Source organism: Shewanella frigidimarina NCIMB 400, assembly GCF_000014705.1.
GTDB lineage: Bacteria > Pseudomonadota > Gammaproteobacteria > Enterobacterales > Shewanellaceae > Shewanella > Shewanella frigidimarina.
Genome location: NC_008345.1, coordinates 1,239,862 through 1,265,536, shown reverse-complemented (window position 1 = coordinate 1,265,536; position 25,675 = coordinate 1,239,862). Strand labels below are relative to the sequence as shown.

19 protein-coding genes and 6 tRNA genes are annotated in these 25,675 nt (G+C 41.1%); 2 read left to right on the top strand and 23 right to left on the bottom strand.

Annotated elements, in window-relative coordinates; all coding sequences use genetic code 11:
- Positions 1 to 42 precede the first annotated feature (42 nt).
- Positions 43 to 471: a YqaA family protein gene (locus SFRI_RS05530; RefSeq protein WP_011636544.1), complete on the bottom strand. Its 429-nt coding sequence runs from the start codon at positions 469 to 471 to the stop codon at positions 43 to 45.
- Positions 472 to 1,039: 568 nt separating this feature from the next.
- Between SFRI_RS05530 and SFRI_RS05525 the strand changes: the two genes are divergently transcribed.
- Positions 1,040 to 2,290, top strand: a complete 1,251-nt coding sequence (locus tag SFRI_RS05525; RefSeq protein ID WP_011636543.1) for a dicarboxylate/amino acid:cation symporter — start codon at positions 1,040 to 1,042, stop codon at positions 2,288 to 2,290.
- 81 nt (positions 2,291 to 2,371) lie between these two features.
- Here SFRI_RS05525 and SFRI_RS05520 read toward each other — a convergent pair whose 3' ends face one another.
- From SFRI_RS05520 to recA, 13 genes are all read right to left on the bottom strand, one after another.
- Positions 2,372 to 3,535, bottom strand: a complete 1,164-nt coding sequence (locus tag SFRI_RS05520; RefSeq protein ID WP_049763571.1) for an alginate export family protein — start codon at positions 3,533 to 3,535, stop codon at positions 2,372 to 2,374.
- A 443-nt stretch (positions 3,536 to 3,978) separates the two neighbouring features.
- Positions 3,979 to 5,109 carry a sodium ion-translocating decarboxylase subunit beta gene (locus SFRI_RS05515; RefSeq protein ID WP_011636541.1) on the bottom strand — a complete coding sequence of 377 codons (1,131 nt, stop codon included), beginning with the start codon at positions 5,107 to 5,109 and terminating at the stop codon, positions 3,979 to 3,981.
- A gap of 9 nt (positions 5,110 to 5,118) precedes the next feature.
- Positions 5,119 to 6,897: a sodium-extruding oxaloacetate decarboxylase subunit alpha gene (oadA, locus tag SFRI_RS05510; RefSeq protein WP_011636540.1), complete on the bottom strand. Its 1,779-nt coding sequence runs from the start codon at positions 6,895 to 6,897 to the stop codon at positions 5,119 to 5,121.
- A gap of 13 nt (positions 6,898 to 6,910) precedes the next feature.
- Positions 6,911 to 7,153 (bottom strand): OadG family transporter subunit, encoded by a 243-nt coding sequence (locus SFRI_RS05505; RefSeq protein ID WP_011636539.1) that lies wholly within the window; start codon positions 7,151 to 7,153, stop codon positions 6,911 to 6,913.
- Between the two features lie 602 nt (positions 7,154 to 7,755).
- Positions 7,756 to 7,832, bottom strand: a tRNA-Arg gene (locus SFRI_RS05500).
- Positions 7,833 to 7,905: 73 nt separating this feature from the next.
- Positions 7,906 to 7,997: transfer RNA gene (locus tag SFRI_RS05495), tRNA-Ser, on the bottom strand.
- An 8-nt stretch (positions 7,998 to 8,005) separates the two neighbouring features.
- A tRNA-Arg gene (locus SFRI_RS05490) sits at positions 8,006 to 8,082 on the bottom strand.
- Between the two features lie 28 nt (positions 8,083 to 8,110).
- Positions 8,111 to 8,187, bottom strand: a tRNA-Arg gene (locus SFRI_RS05485).
- A 27-nt stretch (positions 8,188 to 8,214) separates the two neighbouring features.
- Positions 8,215 to 8,291, bottom strand: a tRNA-Arg gene (locus SFRI_RS05480).
- 22 nt (positions 8,292 to 8,313) lie between these two features.
- Positions 8,314 to 8,405: transfer RNA gene (locus tag SFRI_RS05475), tRNA-Ser, on the bottom strand.
- A 1,021-nt stretch (positions 8,406 to 9,426) separates the two neighbouring features.
- Entirely contained in the window at positions 9,427 to 9,624 is a 198-nt protein-coding gene (csrA, locus tag SFRI_RS05470; RefSeq protein WP_011636538.1) for a carbon storage regulator CsrA, read from the bottom strand.
- 457 nt (positions 9,625 to 10,081) lie between these two features.
- Positions 10,082 to 12,706 carry an alanine--tRNA ligase gene (gene alaS, locus SFRI_RS05465; RefSeq protein WP_011636537.1) on the bottom strand — a complete coding sequence of 875 codons (2,625 nt, stop codon included), beginning with the start codon at positions 12,704 to 12,706 and terminating at the stop codon, positions 10,082 to 10,084.
- Positions 12,707 to 13,505: 799 nt separating this feature from the next.
- On the bottom strand, positions 13,506 to 14,570 hold the full coding sequence (recA, locus tag SFRI_RS05460; protein ID WP_011636536.1) for a recombinase RecA: 1,065 nt from the start codon (positions 14,568 to 14,570) through the stop codon (positions 13,506 to 13,508).
- A 285-nt stretch (positions 14,571 to 14,855) separates the two neighbouring features.
- On the opposite strand from recA, the gene mutS reads away from it, so the two are divergent.
- Positions 14,856 to 17,441 carry a DNA mismatch repair protein MutS gene (gene mutS / locus SFRI_RS05455; RefSeq protein WP_011636535.1) on the top strand — a complete coding sequence of 862 codons (2,586 nt, stop codon included), beginning with the start codon at positions 14,856 to 14,858 and terminating at the stop codon, positions 17,439 to 17,441.
- Between the two features lie 384 nt (positions 17,442 to 17,825).
- Here mutS and rpoS read toward each other — a convergent pair whose 3' ends face one another.
- The 9 genes from rpoS to eno form a co-directional block, all read right to left on the bottom strand.
- On the bottom strand, positions 17,826 to 18,797 hold the full coding sequence (gene rpoS, locus SFRI_RS05450; protein WP_011636534.1) for an RNA polymerase sigma factor RpoS: 972 nt from the start codon (positions 18,795 to 18,797) through the stop codon (positions 17,826 to 17,828).
- A 78-nt stretch (positions 18,798 to 18,875) separates the two neighbouring features.
- On the bottom strand, positions 18,876 to 19,808 hold the full coding sequence (locus tag SFRI_RS05445) for a peptidoglycan DD-metalloendopeptidase family protein (RefSeq protein WP_041412825.1): 933 nt from the start codon (positions 19,806 to 19,808) through the stop codon (positions 18,876 to 18,878).
- 100 nt (positions 19,809 to 19,908) lie between these two features.
- A complete protein-coding gene (locus SFRI_RS05440; protein WP_011636532.1) occupies positions 19,909 to 20,544 on the bottom strand; it encodes a protein-L-isoaspartate(D-aspartate) O-methyltransferase in 636 nt (211 codons plus the stop codon).
- A complete protein-coding gene (gene surE, locus SFRI_RS05435) occupies positions 20,541 to 21,290 on the bottom strand; it encodes a 5'/3'-nucleotidase SurE (RefSeq protein WP_011636531.1) in 750 nt (249 codons plus the stop codon). Before surE ends, SFRI_RS05440 begins: the two co-directional genes overlap by 4 nt.
- A gap of 3 nt (positions 21,291 to 21,293) precedes the next feature.
- Positions 21,294 to 22,367: a tRNA pseudouridine(13) synthase TruD gene (gene truD, locus SFRI_RS05430; RefSeq protein ID WP_011636530.1), complete on the bottom strand. Its 1,074-nt coding sequence runs from the start codon at positions 22,365 to 22,367 to the stop codon at positions 21,294 to 21,296.
- 27 nt (positions 22,368 to 22,394) lie between these two features.
- The gene (gene ispF, locus SFRI_RS05425) at positions 22,395 to 22,874 is read right to left on the bottom strand and encodes a 2-C-methyl-D-erythritol 2,4-cyclodiphosphate synthase (RefSeq protein WP_011636529.1); all 480 of its coding nucleotides are present in this window, start codon (positions 22,872 to 22,874) and stop codon (positions 22,395 to 22,397) included.
- Positions 22,875 to 22,935: 61 nt separating this feature from the next.
- The gene (ispD, locus tag SFRI_RS05420; RefSeq protein WP_011636528.1) at positions 22,936 to 23,634 is read right to left on the bottom strand and encodes a 2-C-methyl-D-erythritol 4-phosphate cytidylyltransferase; all 699 of its coding nucleotides are present in this window, start codon (positions 23,632 to 23,634) and stop codon (positions 22,936 to 22,938) included.
- Between the two features lie 62 nt (positions 23,635 to 23,696).
- Complete coding sequence (gene ftsB / locus SFRI_RS05415) at positions 23,697 to 23,999, bottom strand: cell division protein FtsB (RefSeq protein WP_011636527.1); 303 nt, start codon at positions 23,997 to 23,999, stop codon at positions 23,697 to 23,699.
- A 100-nt stretch (positions 24,000 to 24,099) separates the two neighbouring features.
- A complete protein-coding gene (eno, locus tag SFRI_RS05410) occupies positions 24,100 to 25,401 on the bottom strand; it encodes a phosphopyruvate hydratase (protein WP_011636526.1) in 1,302 nt (433 codons plus the stop codon).
- Positions 25,402 to 25,675 lie beyond the last annotated feature (274 nt).

The window sequence follows — 25,675 nt, the reverse complement described above, 5'->3', positions numbered from 1 at the left end:
CCTTAAAACAAAAATAACCATCGTTGCAAAAGTAACGCGGTATCAATACTCAAACGTATACGTCATCAGCAATACAATGACGCTATAACGTAATAATTTACCCATAAACATAAATAATGAGGCTGGTAAGATAGGTATTTTTAACCATCCCGCCAGTAAACATAGCAAATCACCGATTATCGGTAACCAAGATAATAATAGGGCCCACATACCATATTTTTCTATCCATGCGAGTGCATAGCGGTATTGTCGACGTTGAATATCTTGTGGATTTTTGGCTAACCGCCCTGCTCGACCAAGACCATAACTGGTTATCGCACCAAGCGTATTACCAATAGTGGCCAGTATCAATAATTCGAACCATAAAGATGGCGTTTGATTAAGTAATGCCACCAGTAACACTTCTGAGCCGCCAGGCAACAGTGTTGCAGCCAAAAAGGCGCCGCTGAACATTAACCATAAACTCGTCATCGATAGATCTTAATGTGCACTAGCATATTCATTCCAATGACTATTCATTTTATTTTTATCGTACCTTCACAATGAATATCTGCACAGCACAATATGAAGATATTGAACGCGGTAACCCCTAAAGACCACTCACGATTATCTCAATCGCAACTTAGACATAATGTCGATACAGTTCATTGTTACGTAAATATGCAAGGTTACCCCAACTCAATATACAAAAATTGAGCAACAACAGCGCGAATTCGTTAATAAATAGTAAAAAAATTTAAAGTTATAATAACAAACTCAGTTATTCATATAAGTTATAATAAAATAACGTTGTTTGTCATTCGCTCACTTCATACAATGCGATTAATATTTATTAACCTCAGCGGGTTTATTAAGGCATTATTTAGCGTAAATACCACGCATAGCCATAAGAAACTAAACCGAAATACCGCAACACATCGCCATTGTAGGGTTTAGCTTTTAAGTAATTAATCACTCATTAATGAACATAATGAGTTACGTACAACGATGTTGCCTAATCAGATTTAGCGACGTCACAATGACATAATTTGGAACTTTCATGATATTGCAAACGCTCAAACGCATCCCTTTTTGGCAGAAAGTCATTGCAGGTTTTGTTTTAGGAACGCTCACCGGCGTCGGATTAGGCGAGTCAGCCGTGATGTTAAAGCCTCTTGGCGATCTGTTTATCAGTGCCATTAAAATGCTGGTTGCCCCTTTGGTATTTTGTGCCATTGTGGTGAGCATTACCTCGCTGGGCTCACAAGGTAATTTAAAGCGCTTAAGTTTTAAAACTTTAGCCATGTTTATGTTTACCGGCACCATTGCTTCATTTATTGGTTTAACTGTCGGCAGCCTTATCGACATGGGCGGTAACCTAGCCTTAGCCACATCAGAAGTTCGCGAACGTGATATTCCAGGCTTTGCTCAGGTATTACTCAATATGATCCCGGTGAATCCGTTTGCCTCATTAGCCGACGGCAATGTGCTTCAAATTATTGTCTTTGCCGCGTTAATTGGCATTGCCATTAATGCTGTGGGCGAGAAAGCAGCACCGCTTAAAAACGTGATTGAAGCTGGCGCTGAAGTGATGTTTCAACTAACGCGTATGGTATTAAAACTGACACCTATTGGTGTATTTGGTTTAATGGCTTGGGTTGTGGGCGAGTATGGCTTAAGTACATTATTACCATTGGGTAAGTTTATTATTGCGATTTATATTGCCGCGTTAATTCATATTATCTTTGTGTATGGCGGTTTAGTTAAATTTGCTGCGGGTTTAAGTCCACTGCAATTTTTCCGTAAAGCCATGCCGGCTCAAATTGTGGCCTTTAGTACCGCATCAAGCTTTGGTACTTTACCTGCCAGCACACGTAGTACTGAAGCAATGGGCGTATCGAAACGTTACAGTGCTTTTGTACTGCCACTCGGCGCAACTATGAACATGGACGGTTGTGGCGGTATTTATCCTGCTATTGCGGCCATTTTTATTGCGCAAATTTACGGTATTCCGCTTGATATGACGGACTACATGTTGATTGCGGTAACGGCAACGGTAGCGTCTGTCGGCACAGCAGGAGTTCCTGGTAGTGCGATGGTGATGTTAACTGTCACTTTGGGCGTGATAGGCTTACCTCTAGAAGGTATTGCCTTCATCGCTGCCATAGACCGTATTATTGATATGATCCGCACGGCAACTAACGTGACTGGCGATATGATGACTGCGGTTGTGATTGGTAAATCGGAAGGCCAATTGGACGTAGAGCAGTTTTATTCAGATGAAAAACCAGTTGAGCAAGTCGCGTCATAACGATGACTGAACCATAAAGTGCAAAAATGAAATAAAAAAGCGAGTATCATTTGATACTCGCTTTTTTATTATTAGGCAACATTAAAATTTAGCGTTTGCCCAAAGCCATACTTTGTCAGTATCAACTTTACCAGCACTCGCATCGCCCGCTGAGTAAGCAGCATATTTAACTCCTACAGTGTAGTTGTTATTAATAGGCAAACTGAATACTGCGTCAATTTCGTCGCCTAAATCATTAACTGTTGCGCTTGATTCGTCAGCTTCAAAATCATGATAAGCCAATGCCCAATTACCGCCGACAACGCTGCCGCCTACAGAAATATAAGTATCAACAAGACCTTGTGCAGGTGTTCCTAAGAATTGATCAGACCAGCCATTGAACGCGTGTAACGTGGCAAGCGGTGTAGCAAAACCATATTCGCCATTGTCAGACCCCAGCTGCTCGTAACCTAGCTTGAACGTTAATCCGCTAAACCCAACACCCACTTCACCTAACAAGTAGTCAGCTGAATAAGAGGTTGTTGCAGTATCTGCATCTTGTGTGGCGTATTCTAACGTATAAAGTAATTTGATTTTGTCTAAATCTTTGGCGCCAGCAAAACGTAAGCCATAAGTGTCGATACCGTTATCAAGATTGGTATCTTCTTCGAGTAAATAGCCGTAAGCACTTAACTTACCAAAACCTAAGTTATAAGACGCATTGATAATGTGATCTTTTGAATCAATGTCTTTTACTTCAGCAAAAATACGGTTGCGCTTGTAGATGTAACCATAATCAACGCTAAAGTCATTCATCGCATATTGCATAGTGACAGCATCGAATGTTTGACGATCTTGACGCCAACCTACGTGCCCTAAAAAACGCATGTTATCAAGTGCGATCACTTGACGACCAACTTTAGCTGTAAAAGCATCACGCTTATATTGTAGGAAAGCTTGGTCTAATTCAGTTGTTTCAGGATCTGCAATAACTGAGTACGCGCCATTATTACCAATCGCGTCGTTATAATCATTTACACCAGCCAAATTACGCGAGTCTTCAAACTCAACCAATGCTGTTAATCCATAATATTCTGCTGTAGCAAACGTTAAACGAGTACGCAATGTTAGCGCATCAGCATCTTTTAGTGCGTTGTCTTGATCGACTGATTCATAACGTAAATTTAAATCTACGTTTGCTGAACCTTGAGTTATGGCATCGGCAATTGAGTTAACTTGACTGTCTGCAGCATAGGTACTGCCCATAGCCAGTAATAGCGAACAGGTTAATATTGATAATGCACATTTTTTGCTCGATACAAAATTTGGGCAAAACTTATCTGCAACTTGACTCGCAAGCAGTTTTTTATTCATCATAAATCCTATTATTATTTAAGTTATCTACATGCTCAGTGAGCGGGAAAGTGCGACGAGCAAACTGATGTTAATAACTTTAACGACTTAATATATGTGTTGCTGTGACTTATCCTGCATTTTAGATGCTTGTTATTTATAATAGATAATCGAGTTCACATAATCATAGATTCGAGACTTAGCATAACGATTAGAATGTGATCTCTATTTTGACTTAATAGTAAAAATGATCATTATTATGCCCAGTGATTCAATTGCATAGACGGTTTGAGTCAACAGCAAAAACAAAAAAGCCAATGCGGATGCATTGGCTTTTAAAGTAATCCAATAAAACCCTAGCCTAATACTGCCAACAAGACACCAGCAGCAACGGCACTACCTAGCACACCTGCAACGTTAGGCCCCATGGCATGCATGAGTAAGAAGTTTTGGTTGTTAGCCTCTAAACCAACCTTATTAACCACACGTGCAGCCATTGGTACAGCAGAAACGCCAGCGGCGCCAATAAGCGGGTTAATTTTTCCGCCAGAGAGCTTACTCATTAATTTAGCCATCAATACCCCTGAAGCAGTACCAATACTAAACGCAACCGCGCCAAGGATTAAAATACCTAGCGTTTCGATACGCAAAAATTGATCTGCTGAGAGCTTAGACCCAACAGCAAGACCTAAAAAGATCGTCACTATGTTGATTAATTCATTTTGTGCCGTTTTCGATAAACGATCCACCACACCCGATTCGCGCATTAAATTGCCCAAACAGAACATACCAATTAATGGGGTTGCTGCGGGTAAAAATAAAATGGTTAACCCTAATACCATCAGTGGAAAGATAATTTTCTCTTTCTTACTGACTTCACGCAATTGTTCCATTTTAATTTCACGTTCTGCTTTGGTAGTGAGCAGTTTCATGATCGGCGGCTGAATTAATGGCACTAACGCCATGTATGAATATGCAGCAACGGCAATCGCCCCTAACAATTCAGGCGCCAGTTTAGAGGCTAAGAAAATCGCCGTCGGACCATCTGCGCCACCAATAATGGCAATAGCCGCAGCATCTTGCATACTAAACTCAAACCCAGGCACCCAATTTAAGGCAATAGCACCAATTAAGGTTGAGAAAATCCCAAATTGTGCCGCTGCGCCTAACAATAATGTTTTAGGATTAGCAATGAGTGCCCCAAAATCAGTTAATGCACCAACACCCATGAAGATAAGCAATGGGAACACCCCAGTCTCAATCCCGACATGATAAGCGTAATACAGTAAGCCACCTTCGTCGGTAAAACCTGCATTAGGAATGTTGGCTAATATGGCACCAAATCCAATAGGTAATAACAATAACGGCTCAAATCCTTTAATTATCGCTAGAAATAACAATAAACAACCCACAGCCATCATTAACAGTTGGCCACCAGTAAAGTTAGCGACACCCGTTTCAGCCCAAAAAGCCAATAATCCTTCCATTTCGACCTCTTATGCTAGTGATAACAATGTTGAACCTACAGTTACACTGTCACCCTGCTTAACCGCTAACTGAGTTACAACACCATCTTGTTGAGCACGAATTTCGGTTTCCATTTTCATGGCTTCGAGGATGATGATCACTTCACCTGTTTTAACCGCTTGACCATTATTGACTAATACTTTGAAAATATTGCCCGATAACGGCGCGGCCATGGTGCATTTAATCTCACCCGTTGGCGCTGAGGCGACCGTTGCAGACGCTGCCACAATAGGTGCTGCTGATGCTGGCGCGATATGGCCGATCTCACCACCTTCACTCACTTCGACCACAAAATGTTGACCATCGACATCGACGGTATAGGTTTGTGGGCCTTTATCGACTTTCACTTGTAAATCATCTGCACTTGGGACAGGTTCAAACGCATCCGGATTACCGCGATTTTTAAGAAACTTAAGACCAATTTGATTGAATAACGCGTAAGTCATTACATCGTCATCTTGTTCTGCAGCTAAGCTAAAGCCCTGCTCTTTGGCTGCTTCTGCAAGCTCTACACGTAATTTATCAAGTTCTGGTGCAATTAAATCGGCTGGACGACACGTAATAGGCTGCTCGCCTTTTAACACTCGGGCTTGTAGTTCGGCATTAACAGGTGCTGGCGTCGCACCATATTCGCCTTTTAGTACGCCTTCGGTCTCTTTGGTCATCGACTTGTAACGCTCACCCATCAGCACGTTGATCACTGACTGTGAACCTACAATTTGCGAGGTAGGCGTAACTAAAGGTAAGAAGCCAAGATCTGCGCGTACCCGTGGGATCTCTTCAAGCACGGCATCCATTTTGTCTGCTGCGCCCTGCTCTTTTAATTGATTTTCCATATTGGTTAGCATGCCACCAGGTACTTGAGCACGTAAAATACGTGAATCAATGCCCTTCAATGCACCTTCAAAACGGACGTATTTTTTACGTACTTCACGAAAATAGGCTGCTATTTCTTCTAGCAACACCATATCGTAACCTGTTGCTCTGTCGGTATCTTCAACCATTGCGACTAACGTTTCGGTAGCGCTGTGGCCGTAGGTTTGGCTCATTGAGGATATTGCGGTATCAAGCACATCAACACCCGCTTCAATCGCTTTTTGATATGTAGCGTTGCTTAGGCCCGTTGTGGCATGACAATGCATTGACACCATTAAATCCGTTTGTGATTTTAATCGACTAATAAGGTCGTAAGCTTGCATTGGCTTAAGTAAACCCGCCATATCTTTAATACATAAAGAGTCTGCGCCCATGTCTTCTAGGCGTTTAGCCATATCAACCCAAGTATCAACGTTGTGAACAGGGCTAGTGGTAAATGAAATGGTACCTTGGGCGTGGCCGCCCACGTTTTTAACCGCTTTAACCGCTGTTTCAAGGTTACGTACATCGTTCATTGCATCGAAGATACGAAATACATCAACGCCATTGGTATGAGCTCGTTCAACAAAACGCGTAACGACATCATCGGCATAATGTCTATAACCCAATAAATTCTGACCTCGAAGCAACATTTGTTGCGGAGTATTAGGCATGGCTTTTTTCAATTCGCGAATACGATCCCATGGATCTTCGCCTAAATATCGAATGCATGAATCAAAAGTAGCGCCCCCCCAAGACTCGAGTGACCAGAATCCGACTTTGTCTAATAACGGTGCGATGGGTAACATATCGTCAATACGTAAACGTGTTGCCAATAATGATTGGTGTGCGTCACGCAGGACGACATCGGTTAATGCTAACGGCTTGCTCATAATGACTCCAAATTTATTTCGCGCGGTATTGATGTATCGCAGAGGTAATAGCGGCAACCAACTTAGGGTCTAAAACAGTAGGTTCAGTTGCATTAGAACTTACTGTCGCTAGCGTAGGAACCTCTACAGGGGGCGGAAAAAGCTTGGCAACAATGCCAATGCCGATGATTAAGATACTCAAAAAAATAAATACTAAGCCCATGCCCATTACCATGATGCCTAGCGCATCGGATAACTGCTCAGATATCGATGTCATGTGTCCTCACTTTATCTGTTAAACATCAAACCAATGCGTTGACTATTATGTACCGTCTCTCAATGTGCGATCATGGTGCGATGTCACATAACGTGCACCAAGATAACAATATTGTTAACGACCACATAAATAATTCGAGCTATTCAAAAAGCATAAATATTCAAACTCAACGATTATTCAACGAAGTTTTATTTCATTGTAAAAACAACAAAAAGAGGCTGTAAACCTAAAATCCTGTCACAAAATATAAACAATTTACAACAACAATGCTATCTTTTTGTAAATTGGTCTTACCAAAATAAAGAAATCTAATTATGAAAAATCAATAAAACACAAAAAAAATGGCAATAATCTGATGAATCATCAATAAAATCACTATATTCACTTTTAAAATAACAAATTAATAATTCAATGATAAAAATTACTCACACTCTATTAGTTTAACAAATTGATGAAATAGATGATTAAACATGACATGAGTAATAAGTGAATAAAGATGTGAAAATCAACTTTTATGAGATAAAGCGGTTGCAGTAAGATGAGAAAGACAATGAAAATTAAGCAAAAAAAAAGCCCTGCATTGATGCAGGGCTTTTGTATTATGGTGCGCGTGGGAGGAGTCGAACCTCCGACCGCCTGGTTCGTAGCCAGGTACTCTATCCAGCTGAGCTACACGCGCAAAATCGGTAAAACAAGCCATTCATAAATATTGCTATCGTCTGCATGTTAAGTGCGCGACGTTACTTAATGAATGGCGGAGAAGGAGGGATTCGAACCCTCGATGGGATTTAAAGCCCATACTCCCTTAGCAGGGGAGCGCCTTCGGCCACTCGGCCACCTCTCCGCAATATATGGTGCGCGTGGGAGGAGTCGAACCTCCGACCGCCTGGTTCGTAGCCAGGTACTCTATCCAGCTGAGCTACACGCGCATAAATTGGGTTTTAGTGAAACATGAAATGGTGCGCGTGGGAGGAGTCGAACCTCCGACCGCCTGGTTCGTAGCCAGGTACTCTATCCAGCTGAGCTACACGCGCATTCATGTTTAACACTTTAATAGATAATGGTGCGGATGGGAGGAGTCGAACCTCCGACCGCCTGGTTCGTAGCCAGGTACTCTATCCAGCTGAGCTACATCCGCATCGTATATCTATTGTAAGAAATGGCGGAGAAGGAGGGATTCGAACCCTCGATGGGATTTAAAGCCCATACTCCCTTAGCAGGGGAGCGCCTTCGGCCACTCGGCCACCTCTCCGTTTCTTGGCGCACATATTACTGTTTGATGAAAATAAGTCAAACCCTTTTTAGGAAACCTAACTTCATTTGGAGTGTTTTTAAGCACATTGGAGATAATAGACTCAAATCTTGATGAAAACAGTCGTTTTTTGATGAATATTCTTTTTAATTTACAGACATAATCTCATTAAACCTCGGTTCATCCGACAAGCGTTTTAAGGTTTTTCTCCAAAGAGATCTTTAAAGGCATCGTTGATTTAAACAACTTAACCTCCTCAATTGGACAATTTATACTCCCAATGACAATTCCACATCATATTAAGTAATAGAAAATGGCAACATAAAGCCATTTTGAAGATGTTTATCTGCTTTGACTTGCATGAGCTTACGATGAATTTGTAGTGTTCAACAATTACAACGCTAGAATCAGACTGAATGATCCAAACTTAAATGAATATACGTTTAAAGAAAATGGCTTAGTACTGATTGTTAACTACAAATAGCATCCTGTGATCATTCAACACTAACTTAACTAAATGCATCAGACGGATAACAAATATAATGACAAATCCCTTATAGATGCATTCAACAAACTTAATAAGTGTGCTGAAATCGTCTTGTGAGAGCCTCATTCATTTCACTTCAACCTTGCATCAACTTAAAGGGAAATAGTCCTACTTACTCTAACAAGCTTAAATTGAAGCGGTGAGGTGCTCTAAGCTACAACTAATGTAACCTCAACGCAGAATAACAGATGGGTCAAGCGATAAACGTTAGAATAATAACGGGTCACTCATATTCAAATTGACCCGTTATTATTTGAATTTGGGTCTAAATTTGAGGCTACCCCGTGAAATCACACTTAACTAGCTGGTCTTTCGATTGAATTCACCGCACAAATAGCTTTTTGATGACAGTAAAAATGCCGAATAGAATTTAACGAATAAGGACTGATTAAGCATTACGGTAATATACCGTAATGTAAAAAACAAAAAAGCCAGCAAATGCTGGCTTAATGATATCGACATAATCTGCCGAAATTAGTAATTACCACCTTCAGAAGGGGTTCCTGACTTCTCAGATTGAATACGTTGGTAGATCTCTTCACGGTGAACAGATACTTCTTTAGGTGCATTTACACCAATACGTACCTGATTACCTTTAACACCTAGCACAGTAACGGTGACTTCATCACCGATCATTAATGTTTCGCCTACTCGACGAGTCAAAATTAGCATTCGATTGCTCCTTTAAGTTCAATCTGCATAACACGCTTTATCCGTAATATGCGCTCATTATAAGGTCTGCTTTACATAAAATCATAGTATCAATTTCTGAATACATCAGTTTATAAAGCAAATTCTCTTAGGAAATCATAAAACTTGACGATTAGTCGTCTTTTAAAACGAGAATAACCGTAAATTAATCACATTCACGATATAAGATTCAGTAGCTAAACAATCCAATACGGCAAACCAATAACAAAAACGACAGGAATTGAAAACCAATACAATATTAAAGTACTACACAAGTACAATAGTAAGCATTGCCCAACGCTTGCAACCCTTTAAACGCTTTTACTGTTAGCAAGTTAGTTCACTATGCCAAATCTACTCATAGCACTCAAGTCATAAAGTCGCATATCTTAGACTTTATGACTCAATTGCCAAAAAAAACGCTAATCTACAGATTTCATTAACTTAAACGTTCGTTTACCCAGGGCTCTACAAGGGCTAATGCTGCGGCTAAATTCTCAGGCTGAGTTCCACCAGCTTGTGCCATATCAGGACGTCCACCGCCCTTACCGCCAACATGTTGTGCAACCATTGCAACTAACTCACCCGCTTTGACCTTTTTGGTTAAATCGTTGCTGACACCAGCAATTAAATTAACTTTACCGTCTTTAGCAGTACCTAGCACAATAATCGCAGATTTTAACTTTTGCTTCAGCTCATCTTGTAATCCACGAAGTGAACCAGGATCAATACCATCAAGCTGTTTAACTAAAAGTTTAACACCATTAATTTCTACCGCATCACCTGCCATATCGGCACTGGCCGCAGCAGCTAACTTATCTTTTAATTGGGATAAATCTTTTTCTAATTGCTTCACTTTATCTAGCTGAGCTTTTAACTTGACCACAACTGAAGCACTATCGGACTTCAGTAGTTGTGCAGCTTCATCTAACATGGCTTGCTGCTCGGCAATATAAGCCATTGCAGCAATCCCCGTAACAGCTTCAATACGACGTACTCCTGCGGCAATGCCATTCTCAGAAGTAATTTTAAATAAACCAATATCACCAGTGCGGCCAACGTGAGTACCACCACACAGTTCGATAGAGAAATCCCCCATAGTGACAACACGTACTTGGTCATCGTATTTCTCACCAAATAATGCCATTGCACCTTTTTCTTTGGCTTCATCAATGGCCATTTCGGCGGTACAAAGTTCATGGTTGCGACGAATTTGGGTGTTAACCAAGTCTTCAACAGCTTTCAATTCTGATGGCTTAACCGCTTCAAAATGAGCAAAGTCAAAGCGTAAGCGTTCAGGATTAACAAGTGAACCCTTTTGAGACACATGTGAGCCTAACACTTGACGTAATGCAGCATGCAATAAGTGAGTAACAGAATGATTCAATTGCGTACGATGGCGTAACTTTTTATCCACCTGCGCGGTTAACTGTTGCCCGATCACTAACTGACCTTGAGCTAGTTGACCTTGGTGACCTGTAGCTGGACCAAATTTTTGAGTGTCTGCAACGGTAAATACTACACCATCTGCTGTCAGCAGGCCTTTATCACCAACCTGCCCACCAGATTCTGCATAAAATGGAGTATTGTCTAATACTACTACGGCATCCTGACCCGCTTTCACGGTATCAACCGCTTTACCGTCAACATATAAAGCAATCACATTAGGCTGACCAGTTAACTCTGTATAACCACTGAATGCGGTTTCTGCGTCGATAATTAATTGGCTATTATAATCAGCACCAAAGTTACCTGCAGCTTGTGCACGGCTTCTTTGTTCAGCCATTGCAGACTCAAAGCCAGCTTCATCAACGTTAATATCACGTTCACGACAAACATCTGCAGTTAAATCAACAGGGAAGCCATAGGTGTCATAAAGTTTAAATAAGGTGTCGCCGTCTAAAGTATCACCTTGCAAGCTATTCAATGCGCCATCTAAAATAACTAAACCGCGCTCAAGAGTGCGAGCAAACTGCTCCTCTTCCGCTTTTAAGGCTTTTTCAACAATAGCTTGAGTTTGTTTTAAGCCAATGGCGGCATCGCCCATTACGCTAATAAGTGTTGGCACAAGTTTGTAGAAAAATGCGTCATTAGCGCCAAGCTTGTTACCATGGCGAACTGCGCGACGAATAATACGACGCAACACATAACCACGACCTTCATTTGATGGCATTACACCATCAGCAATTAAAAATGCACATGAACGAATGTGGTCAGCAATAACACGCAGAGATTTATTTTCTAAATCAGTTACACCGATAATTTCAGCAGTTTTGGCAATAAGTTGTTTAAAAATATCGATTTCGTAGTTTGAATGCACGCCTTGCATAATCGCAGCAATTCGCTCAATACCCATACCTGTATCAACAGAAGGTTTTGGCAATGGCAACATTTCACCGTCGGCTTGACGGTTGTACTGCATAAAGACAATGTTCCAAATTTCAATAAAGCGATCACCGTCTTCTTCAGGCGTACCTGGGCGGCCACCCCATATATGATCGCCATGGTCGTAGAAAATCTCACTACAAGGACCACAAGGACCGGTATCACCCATCTGCCAGAAGTTATCTGACGCAAAAGCTCCGCCTTTATTATCACCAATGCGGATCATGTTTTCTGCTGGCACACCTATTTTTTGAGTCCAAAGATCATATGCTTCATCATCGGTTTCATAAATAGTCACGCAGAGGCGTTCTTTTGGCAGCTTGAGCGTTTCAGTTAAAAAGGTCCATGCAAAACGAATTGCATCTTCTTTGAAATAATCACCGAAACTAAAGTTACCTAACATTTCAAAGAAAGTATGGTGACGAGCGGTATAACCCACGTTATCTAAATCGTTATGTTTGCCACCCGCGCGCACACAACGTTGAGATGTTGTCGCTCGAGTGTAATTGCGTTTATCCATGCCGAGGAACACATCTTTAAACTGGTTCATACCCGCATTGGTGAATAACAGTGTTGGGTCATTTGTGGGAACAAGCGAGCTGCTATCAACAACCTGATGTCCGTTATCTTCAAAGTACTTTAAAAAAGCGCTTCTTAACTCTGCTGTAGTCTGAAACATGAAATGGCCCTGAATATAGAAAATACGAAAGTAACGAGCTTGGCATGCAAGCCTGTAAATGTAAGCATTATATACTGAATTTACGTCAATGTGCGAGATGAGTGACTCGATTATCCTCTTCGCAGAAACCGATAATAATAGTTATTAATAAGCTGTCTCATTGACTAAGCTTAAGTAGCATAAGTCTGGGTAATAAACGCTTCTCAAACAACCTCCTGCCCTACTAACCGCATTGGGTTAACTGACAATAGGCTATTTATTGCCTGTCAATTTGCTTAATTTAGCAAAACAAATATTGAGGTGGACAGGCTGGTTAGCAATAATGGTTTTTATCGAGTGCCGGATTACTCTTCAAATATAAAATGATCTAAATTCAGTTTAATTGATTCGAATAATTAGCCGCTATTAACTATTACGATAAAACAACAGTCTTGGATAGGAATAAACTAGCTTTAAAAATATATGAGATAACAGCAGATCTAGCAGGTAGTTTATTGCAGGATTTGATTTCACACGCTAAATACTAAATACCAAGCGCTTAGATATTGAATATAAACAAGTTAATACGTTTTACATTAAGGTAGCTTAAGCTTACTAAAAGTAATGTAGAGTAACAACGATGTCATAACAACGGCTGAAACTCACAATAACGAGTACATGAATTTTTGAGTATATCAATGATTAAGCGGTGTAGTTTTTAGCTGTGAAGTTATTCGCGGTATAAATGTCTGAAGATTTTAGGGGAATATTCGCGGCGCGCAACATGCGCTACCGCGATAGAGGTAACTGACTGGCTAGTTTAAAACACTTCGCCAGTTTCAAGGTCAATATTCTCATCACTTTCTGTTTTTGAATCTGATGAATTAGCACCACCATTCAATAACATAGCACGTAAAGTGGTATTAATTTCGCTAGCAATGACTGGATTCTCAGTCAAGAACTTACCTGCGTTAGCACGGCCTTGACCAATTTTTTCGCCTTTGTAGCTATACCAAGCGCCCGCTTTATCAACTAATTTATGAGCAACGCCTAAATCGACTAACTCACCGGTACGGTTAATACCTTGTCCATAAAGGATTTGGAATTCCGCTTGCTTAAACGGAGCCGCAATTTTGTTTTTAACCACTTTGACGCGAGTTTCATTACCGACAACTTCGTCACCGTCTTTAATGGCACCGGTACGACGAATATCTAAACGTACTGAAGCGTAGAACTTTAGTGCATTACCACCGGTGGTAGTTTCTGGACTACCAAACATCACACCAATTTTCATGCGAATTTGGTTAATAAAAATAAGCAAAGTATTTGATTGCTTAAGATTACCAGCCAGCTTACGCATAGCTTGGCTCATCATACGAGCGGCGAGGCCCATATGTGAATCACCAATTTCACCTTCAATTTCAGCTTTTGGCGTTAATGCCGCAACAGAATCGACCACAATAACGTCTACAGCACCAGAACGAGTTAACGCATCACAAATTTCTAATGCTTGCTCACCAGTGTCTGGTTGTGAACAAAGTAGGTTATCAATATCTACGCCTAGCTTTTTGGCATAAATAGGGTCCAGAGCATGCTCTGCATCAATAAACGCACAGGTTTTACCTTCGCGTTGCGCTGCGGCGATCACTTCAAGAGTTAACGTCGTTTTACCTGATGATTCTGGACCGTAAATTTCAACGATACGTCCCATTGGCAAACCGCCCGCACCGAGTGCGATATCCAATGAAAGCGAACCGGTAGAGATAGTTTCAACATCCATTGTGCGATCTTCGCCCAACTTCATAATTGAGCCTTTACCAAATTGCTTTTCAATTTGGCTTAAAACGGCGGCTAGTGCTTTCTCTTTATTTGGATCAACCTTCATTATAAAACCCTCTTAAGGCATTCAATACGTTTAGTAAAATGCTATTTCGACTTAGGTGAAGTGATGTGAATCATTTCAATATGTTCATCAGTATACTGTATAGTCATACAGTATCAAGTGCTGAGCTGATTTTTTTTTTAACCTTTGAGAATTGCCTATTTACATCAATATTTTATCCCCATAAAATTTTTTGTTTGAATCTATTTATACGCTGGGGACAAATATTGTTAAGATTAGCCCCATAAGATTTACGTCCTACGATTGATTAATAGTGAAGTGTTCATAATGACAGTGATTGATACCAGCGATTTAGAAAAACACACCCCGATGATGCGCCAGTATTTGGGCTTAAAAGCGGCCCATCCTGATATGTTATTGTTTTATCGAATGGGTGATTTTTATGAGCTGTTTTACGATGACGCTAAACGCGCTTCTGAAATGCTAGGTATTTCACTGACGGCTCGTGGAAAAAGCGGCGGAGACCCGATTCCCATGGCAGGCATTCCATATCACGCCGTCGAAGGCTATTTAGCAAAATTAGTTAACATTGGTCAGTCTGTGGCTATTTGTGAGCAAATTGGTGATCCAGCGACATCGAAAGGGCCCGTTGAACGCCAAGTGGTGCGTATTGTGACCCCTGGCACCTTAACCGACGAAGCTTTACTGCAAGAAAAACAAGACAATTTACTGGCGGCACTGTATCAGGGTAAAACGGGTTTTGGTTACGCGACGTTGGATATTTCATCAGGTCGTTTTGTGGTTGCTGAATTACCCACTCGTGAAGCTTTAGAAGCCGAATTACAACGCACTAATCCAGCTGAGCTACTGTACAGTGAAGATTTTACTGACATGTTATTGATCAATAATATGAAAGGCATCCGTCGTCGCCCTGAGTGGGAGTTTGACTACGACACCTGTATTAATTTACTGCTCAATCAATTTGGCACCAAAGATTTACACGGTTTTGGAATTACTGATGCACGATTAGCGTTACAAGCTGCAGGTTGTTTAATGCAGTATGTCAAAGATACCCAAAAGATGGCGTTGCCACATATCAACTCGATTGTGCGCTTTAATCAATCAGAATCAATTATTTTAGATGCCGCAACCAGACGTAATTTAGAGTTAACTCAAAATTTATCTGGTGGGCGGGAGAATACTCTCGCATGGGTATTGGATAATACTGCCACCCCTATGGGTAGCCGTATGTTACAACGTTGGATCCATGAGCCATTACGCAATCGTCAAACAATTCAATATCGACATAGTGCGGTCAGTGAACTGATTGAACAAGATTTGTATCAAACGTTACATGAGCAACTAAAAAGCTTAGGTGATATCGAACGTATTATGGCTCGTTTAGCACTACGTAGTGCCAGACCACGTGATTTTTCACGCTTAAAGCAAGCACTAACGCTTCTGCCTGAAATCCAGCAAACATTAGCAATATGCCAACAACCTCGATTAAACACGTTAGTACAATTACTGGGTGAATTTCCTGAACAACACGATTTATTAGAACGCGCTATTGTAGACAACCCTCCCATGTTAATTCGTGATGGTGGCGTTATCCGTACTGGCTATAATAATGAGTTAGATGAATGGCGCAAGTTGAGTGAAGGCGCCAGTGATTATTTAGTCGAACTTGAAGCTCGTGAGAAACAACAAACAGGGATTAATACCTTAAAAGTCGGCTATAACCGAGTTCATGGTTACTATATTGAAGTGAGCCGTTTACAGTCAGATAGAGTGCCACTGAGCTATCAGCGCCGCCAAACACTCAAAGGCACCGAACGTTATATCACCCCAGAATTGAAAGAATACGAAGAGAAAGTACTGTCTAGCCAGGGCAAAGCACTCGCGCTTGAAAAACAACTGTGGGAACAACTGTTTGACTTGTTGTTACCTAAACTACAAGAATTACAGCAGTTTGCAACGGCTGCTGCCGAGTTAGATATATTAAGTAACTTTGCCGAACGAGCAGAGTTATTTAATTATCAATGCCCACAAATGAGCCACGACATTGGCATTAATATTGAAGCGGGCCGCCATCCTGTCGTTGAGCGAGTTAGCCAAGCAGCGTTTATTGCTAACCCAGTTGCATTAACACCACAGCGCCAAATGCTTATTGTTACAGGCCCAAATATGGGCGGTAAATCAACCTATATGCGCCAAGTAGCATTGATTACATTAATGGCACATATCGGCTGTTTCGTTCCAGCAGACCATGCTCAAATTGGTGAAATCGACCGGATTTTTACCCGTATTGGTGCATCAGATGATTTGGCATCAGGCCGGTCAACTTTCATGGTTGAAATGACCGAAACAGCTAATATTTTACATAATGCGACTGCGAACAGTTTAGTGTTAATGGACGAAATCGGTCGCGGCACCTCAACCTATGATGGTTTGGCACTCGCTTGGTCTGCTGCTGAATATCTTGCGAAAAACGTCAGTGCCCTGACATTATTTGCTACTCATTATTTTGAGTTAACCCAATTGCCCGAGCTGTTACCGTCAGTAATTAATGTGCATTTAGATGCAATAGAACACGACGACACAATTGCCTTTATGCATTCGGTACAAGAAGGTGCTGCAAGTAAAAGTTATGGTCTACAAGTTGCAGCCCTAGCGGGTGTTCCGGCCTCCGTCATTAAAGCGGCAAAACATAAGCTTCATCAACTGGAAAACCGAGATATGACATTATCTCAACAGAATCCAACTCAAGTGAGTATGAACTTATTACCTCCAATTCCAGAGCCATCACTAGCACTGGAAAAGTTAGCCCAAATTAATCCAGACGAGTTGACGCCGAAGCAGGCTTTAGATTATTTGTATGAATTGAAGCGATTAAGTCACACGAACACCTAGCGCCGAAAATAACTGCTTAAGTGTTTTTTTGAACTGTGGAAGCCTGCAAAGGCTTCCATTTCAATGACATATCAGGTGTTACATCGAACAAGTAACAGTCTCAGTAACAACTTTAAAAATACGTTGAAATGAACTAATAGCATTAAAACACCATCAATAATAGCTAGGTTATATCGTCAAATTGCAACTACACAACGCTTAAATTAAGTTGGCGATTAGTGGGATAAACCTAATCACATGAGTCAAAATACAAATACTCATATAGGTTTTAACCCGAACATCGCAACACCTTAATTGACCTTATTGAGACATTAACGATGACATATCATTTGTGTGTTGATGATAGTCTACCGCTTAATATTCACAATATACTTCCACTATCCATTAGTCTCTGAATAATGCTTCAACTGACAGTCCTTGCGACCCTAGTAAGTCTTTTAAACGTTTAAGTGCTTCGACTTGAATTTGACGAACACGCTCACGTGTTAGACCAATTTCGGCACCGACATTTTCTAATGTTGAAGGCTCATATCCGAGCAAACCAAAACGCCGCGCTAATACTTCACGCTGTTTGGTATTCAATTCATTTAACCAGCCTACTATCGAATTAGATAAATCTTCATTTTGTACCCGATAATCAGGGCCAACGGAATCATCATCAGCAATAACATCTAATAATGCCTTCTCATTATCGCCGCTGAGAGGCGAGTCTACCGAAGTGATTCTTTCATTTAACTTCAACATACGACTGACATCACCGGTAGACACATCTAATTTTTCGGCAATCTCTTCTGCTGTAGGTTCGTGATCAAGCTTTTGGGCAAGCTGTCTTGCTGTCCGCAAGTACACATTTAATTCTTTTACAATATGAATCGGTAAACGAATAGTACGAGTCTGGTTCATTATTGCCCGTTCAATGGTTTGTCTAATCCACCAAGTCGCATAAGTGGAAAAACGGAAACCACGCTCAGGATCAAACTTTTCAACCGCTCGAATCAAGCCTAAATTGCCTTCTTCGATAAGATCGAGCAGCGCTAAGCCACGATTGTTATATCTTCTGGAAATTTTAACAACAAGACGGAGATTGCTTTCTATCATGCGGTTGCGAGACTTTTCGCATCCTTTGAGGGATTTACGTGAAAAAAACACTTCTTCCTCTGCTGTCAGTAGCGGAGAAAAACCTATTTCACCTAAATATAATTGAGTAGCGTCTAAATTTTTCTGTAAGTCATCTTGGACTTTTTCTTCAATATCAAGTTGTTGCACCAAATCGCGTTTATCGGTTGCAACTTCTGGTGGTTGTTTAGCTAGATCGACAAGACATTCTGCTGAAGCAGTATTATTTTTGCGGCTCATAATTGCTCTCCCAAACCTAATTTGTGGTATTTAATCTACTTCACTTGCTTATCCTCCGTTAATTATGTTGCTAAACAATTACTGTTTAGGTAGATATCGTAATGGGTTGACAGACTTACCATGAAATCGTACTTCAAAGTGAAGCATAACTTGGTGTGTCCCGGTACTGCCCATTTTTGCAACTGTTTGTCCTGCACTCACATATTGCTTTTCTTTAACCAATATCGTGTCGGCATGCGCATAAGCACTTAAAAAATCATCATTGTGCTTGATAATAACTAAGTTGCCGTACCCGCGCAGTGCATTGCCGGCATACACGACTCTCCCATCTGCTGCGGCTTTAATAATATCGCCGCGATTACCAGCAATCTTTATACCTTGATTGCCTTGTTCTGATGCCGAAAAATATCCAACTATTCGACCTCTAACTGGCCAGAGCCATTGCTGAACTTGCTGTGGCAAATTAACAACAGAACTACTCGCACTTTGGTTAATTGTTTGTTGGGTAGTTGTTACAGAATACGCAGGCTTCACTTTGTGATCAAGATCTTTTTTCGTTCTGGCCGAAACGACTACTGGGCTTGGGTTTGGTGTGGCTGCTGGTTTGATTGTTTTTAATTTAGAACTATCTGAGCTCGATATATAGGGCTTAGTGACGGCTTGGGTTTGCACTGAATTAACATAAGGTTGGGATGTTCGAGCTGGTGCCGATTGACTATTATTTGTAGCCGCTAAATTAAGCGTTTGCCCAGGATAAATAGTATAAGGAGCCGATAAACGATTCAAACGAGCAACTTCGACAAAATTACGCCCAGCTCCCCAAGCTATTGAATAAAGTGTATCGCCTTTCTTTACTTTATATTTATCGTTTTTTAACGAGCCTTTATGATATCGAGGACCATGATTTTTTGACGATAAGCTATCTACCGGTGCGGGACGATCAGCTTGAAAGCTGCATCCAGTGAGCATGATTGCTAAGACCACAAAGTTTGGCCAACCGGTATTCATCAAACAAAATCCTTAACGGGGAAAATACGTGATTGTTAAGCTAAAGAAGCTTACTCCAAACGAAAACATCAATAATTGATAAAATTCATTTCTATCGTGTTAACTAAGCCAAATCTCCATTAATAAGAGGTACAAATTTAACAGCCTCTATAATCTCAGATTGGAATGTCTGTCCGATACGGGTAATTTTGAGTAATTGCTGGGTGTCTTCTCCTACCGGAATAATCAATACGCCATGCTCGGACAATTGTTCAAGCAATGCTTGAGGTACTGTTGCAGCTGCAGCTGTCACCATTATTCCATCAAATGGTCCACGGTTTGACCACCCTTGCCAACCATCACCATATTTGAATGCGACATTGTGTAAATCTAGACGTTTTAATCTTTGACGAGCTTGTATTTGTAATGCTTTTATACGCTCAATTGTGAAAAGCTCAGGAATTAGCGATGCTAAAACAGCTGCTTGGTAACCTGAGCCAGTGCCAATCTCTAACACTTTTTGAGGATTGTGCTGCAGCAGCAGTTCAGTCATTCGAGCCACAATATAAGGCTGCGAAATTGTCTGTCCCTGTCCGATAGGTAATGCAGTATTCTCATACGCTTTATGAGCTAATGCACCATCAAGGAACAATTCACGTGGTGTTGTTGCTACAGCATGCAATACCGCAGGATGTCGGATCCCTGCTTCGGCCAATTTTTTGGCTAAATTCATTGCTGATGTAGAAGCTACGCGTGTCATATTTTTATTATCCAATCGGCTAATCCATCAAGTTGATTGTATGCCGTTAAGTCTACAGTGAGTGGCGTTATGGATACATATCCCGCGGCCACCGCACCAAAGTCAGTCCCTTCTCCGGCATCTTGCTCACTGCCAACAGGACCAAGCCAGTATATATCTTTACCCGCTGGATCTTGGGTTTTTATCATACCTTCAGCTTTATGTCGGGCACCTAAACGGGTGACTTTAATCCCTTTAATTTGTGCTAAAGGTAAATCAGGAACATTAACATTCAAAATTTGGTCACGGCTAATGGGATGTTCCAGCAACCCTTTTACAATTTTGGCAGCAAAGATGGCTGCTGTATCGTAATGAATTAATGATTTTCCAACCAGTGACACTGCTATGGCAGGTAAACCTAAAAATCGTCCTTCCATTGCCGCTGCAACAGTGCCTGAATATAAGGTGTCATCCCCCATATTCGCCCCAGCATTGATACCAGAAACAACGATATCGGGTTCGGTTTGACACAATTGCCTAATAGCGAGATGGACACAATCTGTCGGAGTACCGTTAACAGAAATATAACCATTTTCTAAGTTATTAATTCTTAATGGATTAGTCAAGGTTAATGAATTGCTCGCACCAGAGCAATTACGATCCGGTGCGACGGTTAATACTTGCGCAAACTCACTCAATGCGTGGGTTAATGCAATAATACCGGGGGCTCTCACGCCATCATCATTACTGACTAAAATATTAATCATTAATTAACACTCTTCATTTTTTTGTGCTTGTTGCTCGGCAACCATGACTTTTCGTTGTGACTCTTGGACATCTTGATAATCAGCAAGTTCGCGTAACACCGAGGTGGCATAACTCCCTGCAGGTAATACAAATTCAACAGTGAGCGTATCAGCATCAAACTGCCATTTCATTCCTTGAGGTTCAAGTAATAATGGCCGTCTCTCTTGTGATAAACCTGCTTCTTCGAGTCCCTGTAAATCAGCCGATAATTCAGCTAATGGCGTTAATTCTAAAGCTAATGCCTCACCTTGTGCTAATGGCGTTCCCCTTCCCCAAAGTGGAGCGGAAAGTTGGATATCTTTTTCAGCTAAGCGGTTGTTAAGTACCTCATCCCATACTTCGGCGGTAAAATAGCTTTTACTACCAGCTAACATCACGCAATCACCCGCGACGGTATCTGCCTGATGATTAGCTAATCGAAATGACACCACCTGATTGAACACATTAGAACGCACAGCTGATAAATACATGCTGCGTTTATGGCGATCTTTTATGTTACGACCACCACTCAGCATTTGTCTGCCTAAGATCAGGTTTTTACCATCGTGGCCAAAGCGCTGCTCACCAAAGTAATTAGGGACTCCGAGTTTTGCTATCTGCTGTAAACGAGACTCGACATCGGCCGTATCATTGATATTGCGTAATGTCAGAACAAATCGATTTCCTAGCAAGGCGCCAATACGCAATTTTTTACTGTGACGACTGCTCGACAGAATGGTTAATTTATCATCATTCAGCTGCGTCCACTCTGGCGTTTCTTTACCAGGAATGCGTATCCCGAACCATTGTTCAGTGATGGCATTTTTGTCTTTCTGACCTGCAAAAGTCACTTCTTTTGGATGCACTTTCGCAAATTTAGCTAATATCTCGGCAACATAAACGGTATTCATGCCATTTTTACGTACATGAAGCATATGATGCTCGCCTTCCCCTGTTGGAGTAAAAGGCAAAATTTCTTTAACTATAAAGTCGCTGTTATAGGTACGTAAATCAGCTTGGCTTATTGGTTTACCAAATAGGTAATGTAATTCTTTCATGTGACAGAACTCTCTTTATTTTGTAGGTTATTGGCTCTTCATCAACACAACAGCTTCAACAGCAATGCCTTCTTTACGTCCAGTAAAACCGAGATTTTCGGTTGTTGTCGCTTTAACATTAATATTATCGATATCTGTTTGTAAGTCAGCACTTAAGCACTGACGTATTGCTTCAATGTGTGGCGCCATCTTAGGTGCTTGAGCAATAATAGTGACATCAAGATTGCCTAAAACAAACTGCTTTTGCAGTGCAAGTTGATAACAGTGTTTTAATAGCACTCGACTATCGGCACCGGCAAAATTAGCATCAGTATCAGGAAAGTGTTTACCTATATCACCTAACGCCATCGCTCCTAATATCGCATCACTAATGGCATGCAGTACCACATCGCCGTCAGAATGGGCAATCAGTCCACTGTCATAAGGAACAGTAACACCACCTAAAACCAGTGGGCTATCACCGCCAAATTTATGTACATCAAAACCATGACCGATACGAATATTCATTTAAAAACCTTATCTTAACTTGCTTAGAGCTGATATTAATGAGTGCGGCTATTTCAGTTAACTATTGTTGTGACATAAACAGAGCAGCCAATTGTAAATCATCTGGATGAGTCACTTTGATATTATCCATTCGGCCATTAACCAACCCCGGCATAACCCCAGCCCATTCCATGGCACTGGCTTCATCGGTAATAGGTACCTGCGCTGCTAATGCAGCCGATAAATGAGTACGTAAAATCGAGACTGGGAAAAATTGCGGCGTTAATGCATGCCATAGCAACGAGCGGTCAACGGTATGAACAATAAGCCCACTGGCGTCACTGCGTTTCATGGTGTCACAAACGGGCGCAGCAAGAATGGCACCTTGTGGATGAATGGCGACAGACTTAATCAATTGGGTGATATCTTGGTGAGTTACACAAGGTCTTGCGGCATCATGAACGAGAGCCCACGCCCCTGGATTATAGTTGTGCGCATAATCTAATGCTGCTAAAACAGAATCAGCACGCTCTCCACCACCAACAACTTGGGTTAATTTAGGATGTTGAGATTGTGGTAACTGGTTGAAATAGTTGTCTTGTGGATGCAATGCAACAATGACCTGTTCTATATCAGGATGAGCTAATAACGTATCTAATGTATGGCCAAGAATGCTTTGTTGGCCAAGCATTAAATATTGCTTAGGTTTATCTGCTCCCATGCGGCTGCCAATGCCTGCAGCAGGCACAATTGCAATAATGGAGCGAGGATTGTTTGACATATATGCAGCACCAATATTTAAAGTAATATGATTAAGGGTTAAACCTGCTGTGCAACTCAATGTTAACGATTAAATGGGTTCCGTTCACGTAGTTCACTGCCAACGACCCGATAAAAAGTTTCACCTTCTTTAACCATACCTAACTCGTTACGGGCACGCTCTTCAATGGCTTCTGTGCCACGTTTTAAATCGATAATCTCTTCTTTAAGAATTTGATTTCGAGCGACAAGCTTGCCGTTACTTTGTTCTTGGCCTGCTATTTGGGTTTGCAATAAGACATATTCTGACAAATTGTTATCGCCCAACCAAAGCCGGTACTGTAAAAGTGACAATAAACAAATCAGTAAAAATATTAGTTGCTTCATAATATTAACTTATGTCGAAGTAATCCTTAGAAAATATGTCCGTTATAGTACAACAAAAAAGGCCACCGAGTGGTGGCCTTTTTAAGCTAAAGCAAAAATATTATCCTTGGCCTTTAACTTCTTTAAGACCGTTATATGGTGCTTTTGAACCTAGAGCTTCTTCTATACGTAGCAATTGGTTGTACTTAGCAACACGGTCACTACGGCTTAGTGAACCGGTTTTGATTTGACCTGCCGCTGTACCAACAGCTAAATCAGCAATCGTTGAATCTTCTGTCTCGCCACTACGGTGAGAAATAACAACAGTAAAACCTGCATCTTTGGCCATTTTAATTGCAGCCAAAGTTTCGGTTAAGGTACCGATTTGGTTGAATTTAATCAAAATAGAGTTAGCGATGCCGTTGTCGATACCACGCTTAAGAATTTTAGTATTTGTTACGAATAGATCGTCACCCACTAATTGGATTTTATCGCCCATTAGTTTAGTTTGGTGAGCAAAACCATCCCAGTCAGACTCGTCCAGACCATCTTCGATAGAAACGATTGGGTAGCGTTCAGTAAGACCTTGTAAGAAGAAGTTAAATTCTTCAGAAGTAAACTTCTTGCCTTCACCTTTAAGATCGTAGATGTTGGCTTCTTTGTCGTAAAATTCAGAAGCAGCACAATCCATCGCTAACGTGATATCTTTACCTAGCTCGTAACCTGCGTTGGCAACAGCAACTTTGATTGCTGCAAGTGCAGCTTCGTTAGATGCTAGGTTTGGAGCAAAACCACCTTCATCACCAACCGCAGTTGAGTGACCGTCAGCTTTAAGTACTTTAGCAAGGCTGTGGAATACTTCCGCGCCCATACGTAGGCCTTCACGGAAAGTTTTAGCGCCAACAGGTTGGATCATAAACTCTTGAATATCAACGCTGTTATCGGCGTGCTCGCCACCATTGATGATATTCATCATTGGAAGAGGCATAGAGTAAACACCTGGTGTACCGTTTAGATCAGCAATGTGAGCATATAAAGGGACGTGTTTAGCATCAGCGGCAGCTTTTGCAACAGCTAGAGAAACAGCAAGAATGGCGTTAGCGCCAAACTTTGCTTTGTTTTCGGTACCGTCTAAGTCAATCATGATTTGGTCAAGTTCAGCTTGAGCCAATGCATCTTTGCCTTTAAGTGCTTCAGCAATTGGGCCATTAACAGCAGCAACCGCTTTAAGAACACCTTTACCTAAGTAACGTGCTTTGTCGCCATCACGCAGCTCTAATGCTTCGCGACTACCGGTTGATGCGCCAGATGGTGCCGCAGCCATACCAATAAAACCGCCTTCTAAATGCACTTCAGCTTCTACTGTTGGGTTACCGCGCGAATCCATAATCTCGCGACCAATCACTTTAATGATGTTAGCCATAATTCCCTCGTACTTTGTGTAAGTAAATTAAAAAATTAAAAGAAATAAAAAGTTAATACCAATAAAAATACATAACAGACTTAAAAAAGCAGATTTATTGGTATATAACTTTCAGTTTAGTAATTTTAAATCGATTAGTGCTTAGGATAAATCGAATTAGACTTTGCATCAACTTAGTTTTCACTGCTGTTACACGTCATCAGTGCGATTATATGATCTAACGCAAGTATCTTGAATAAAAAAGCCGCTAATGGATACATTAGCGGCTGATTCA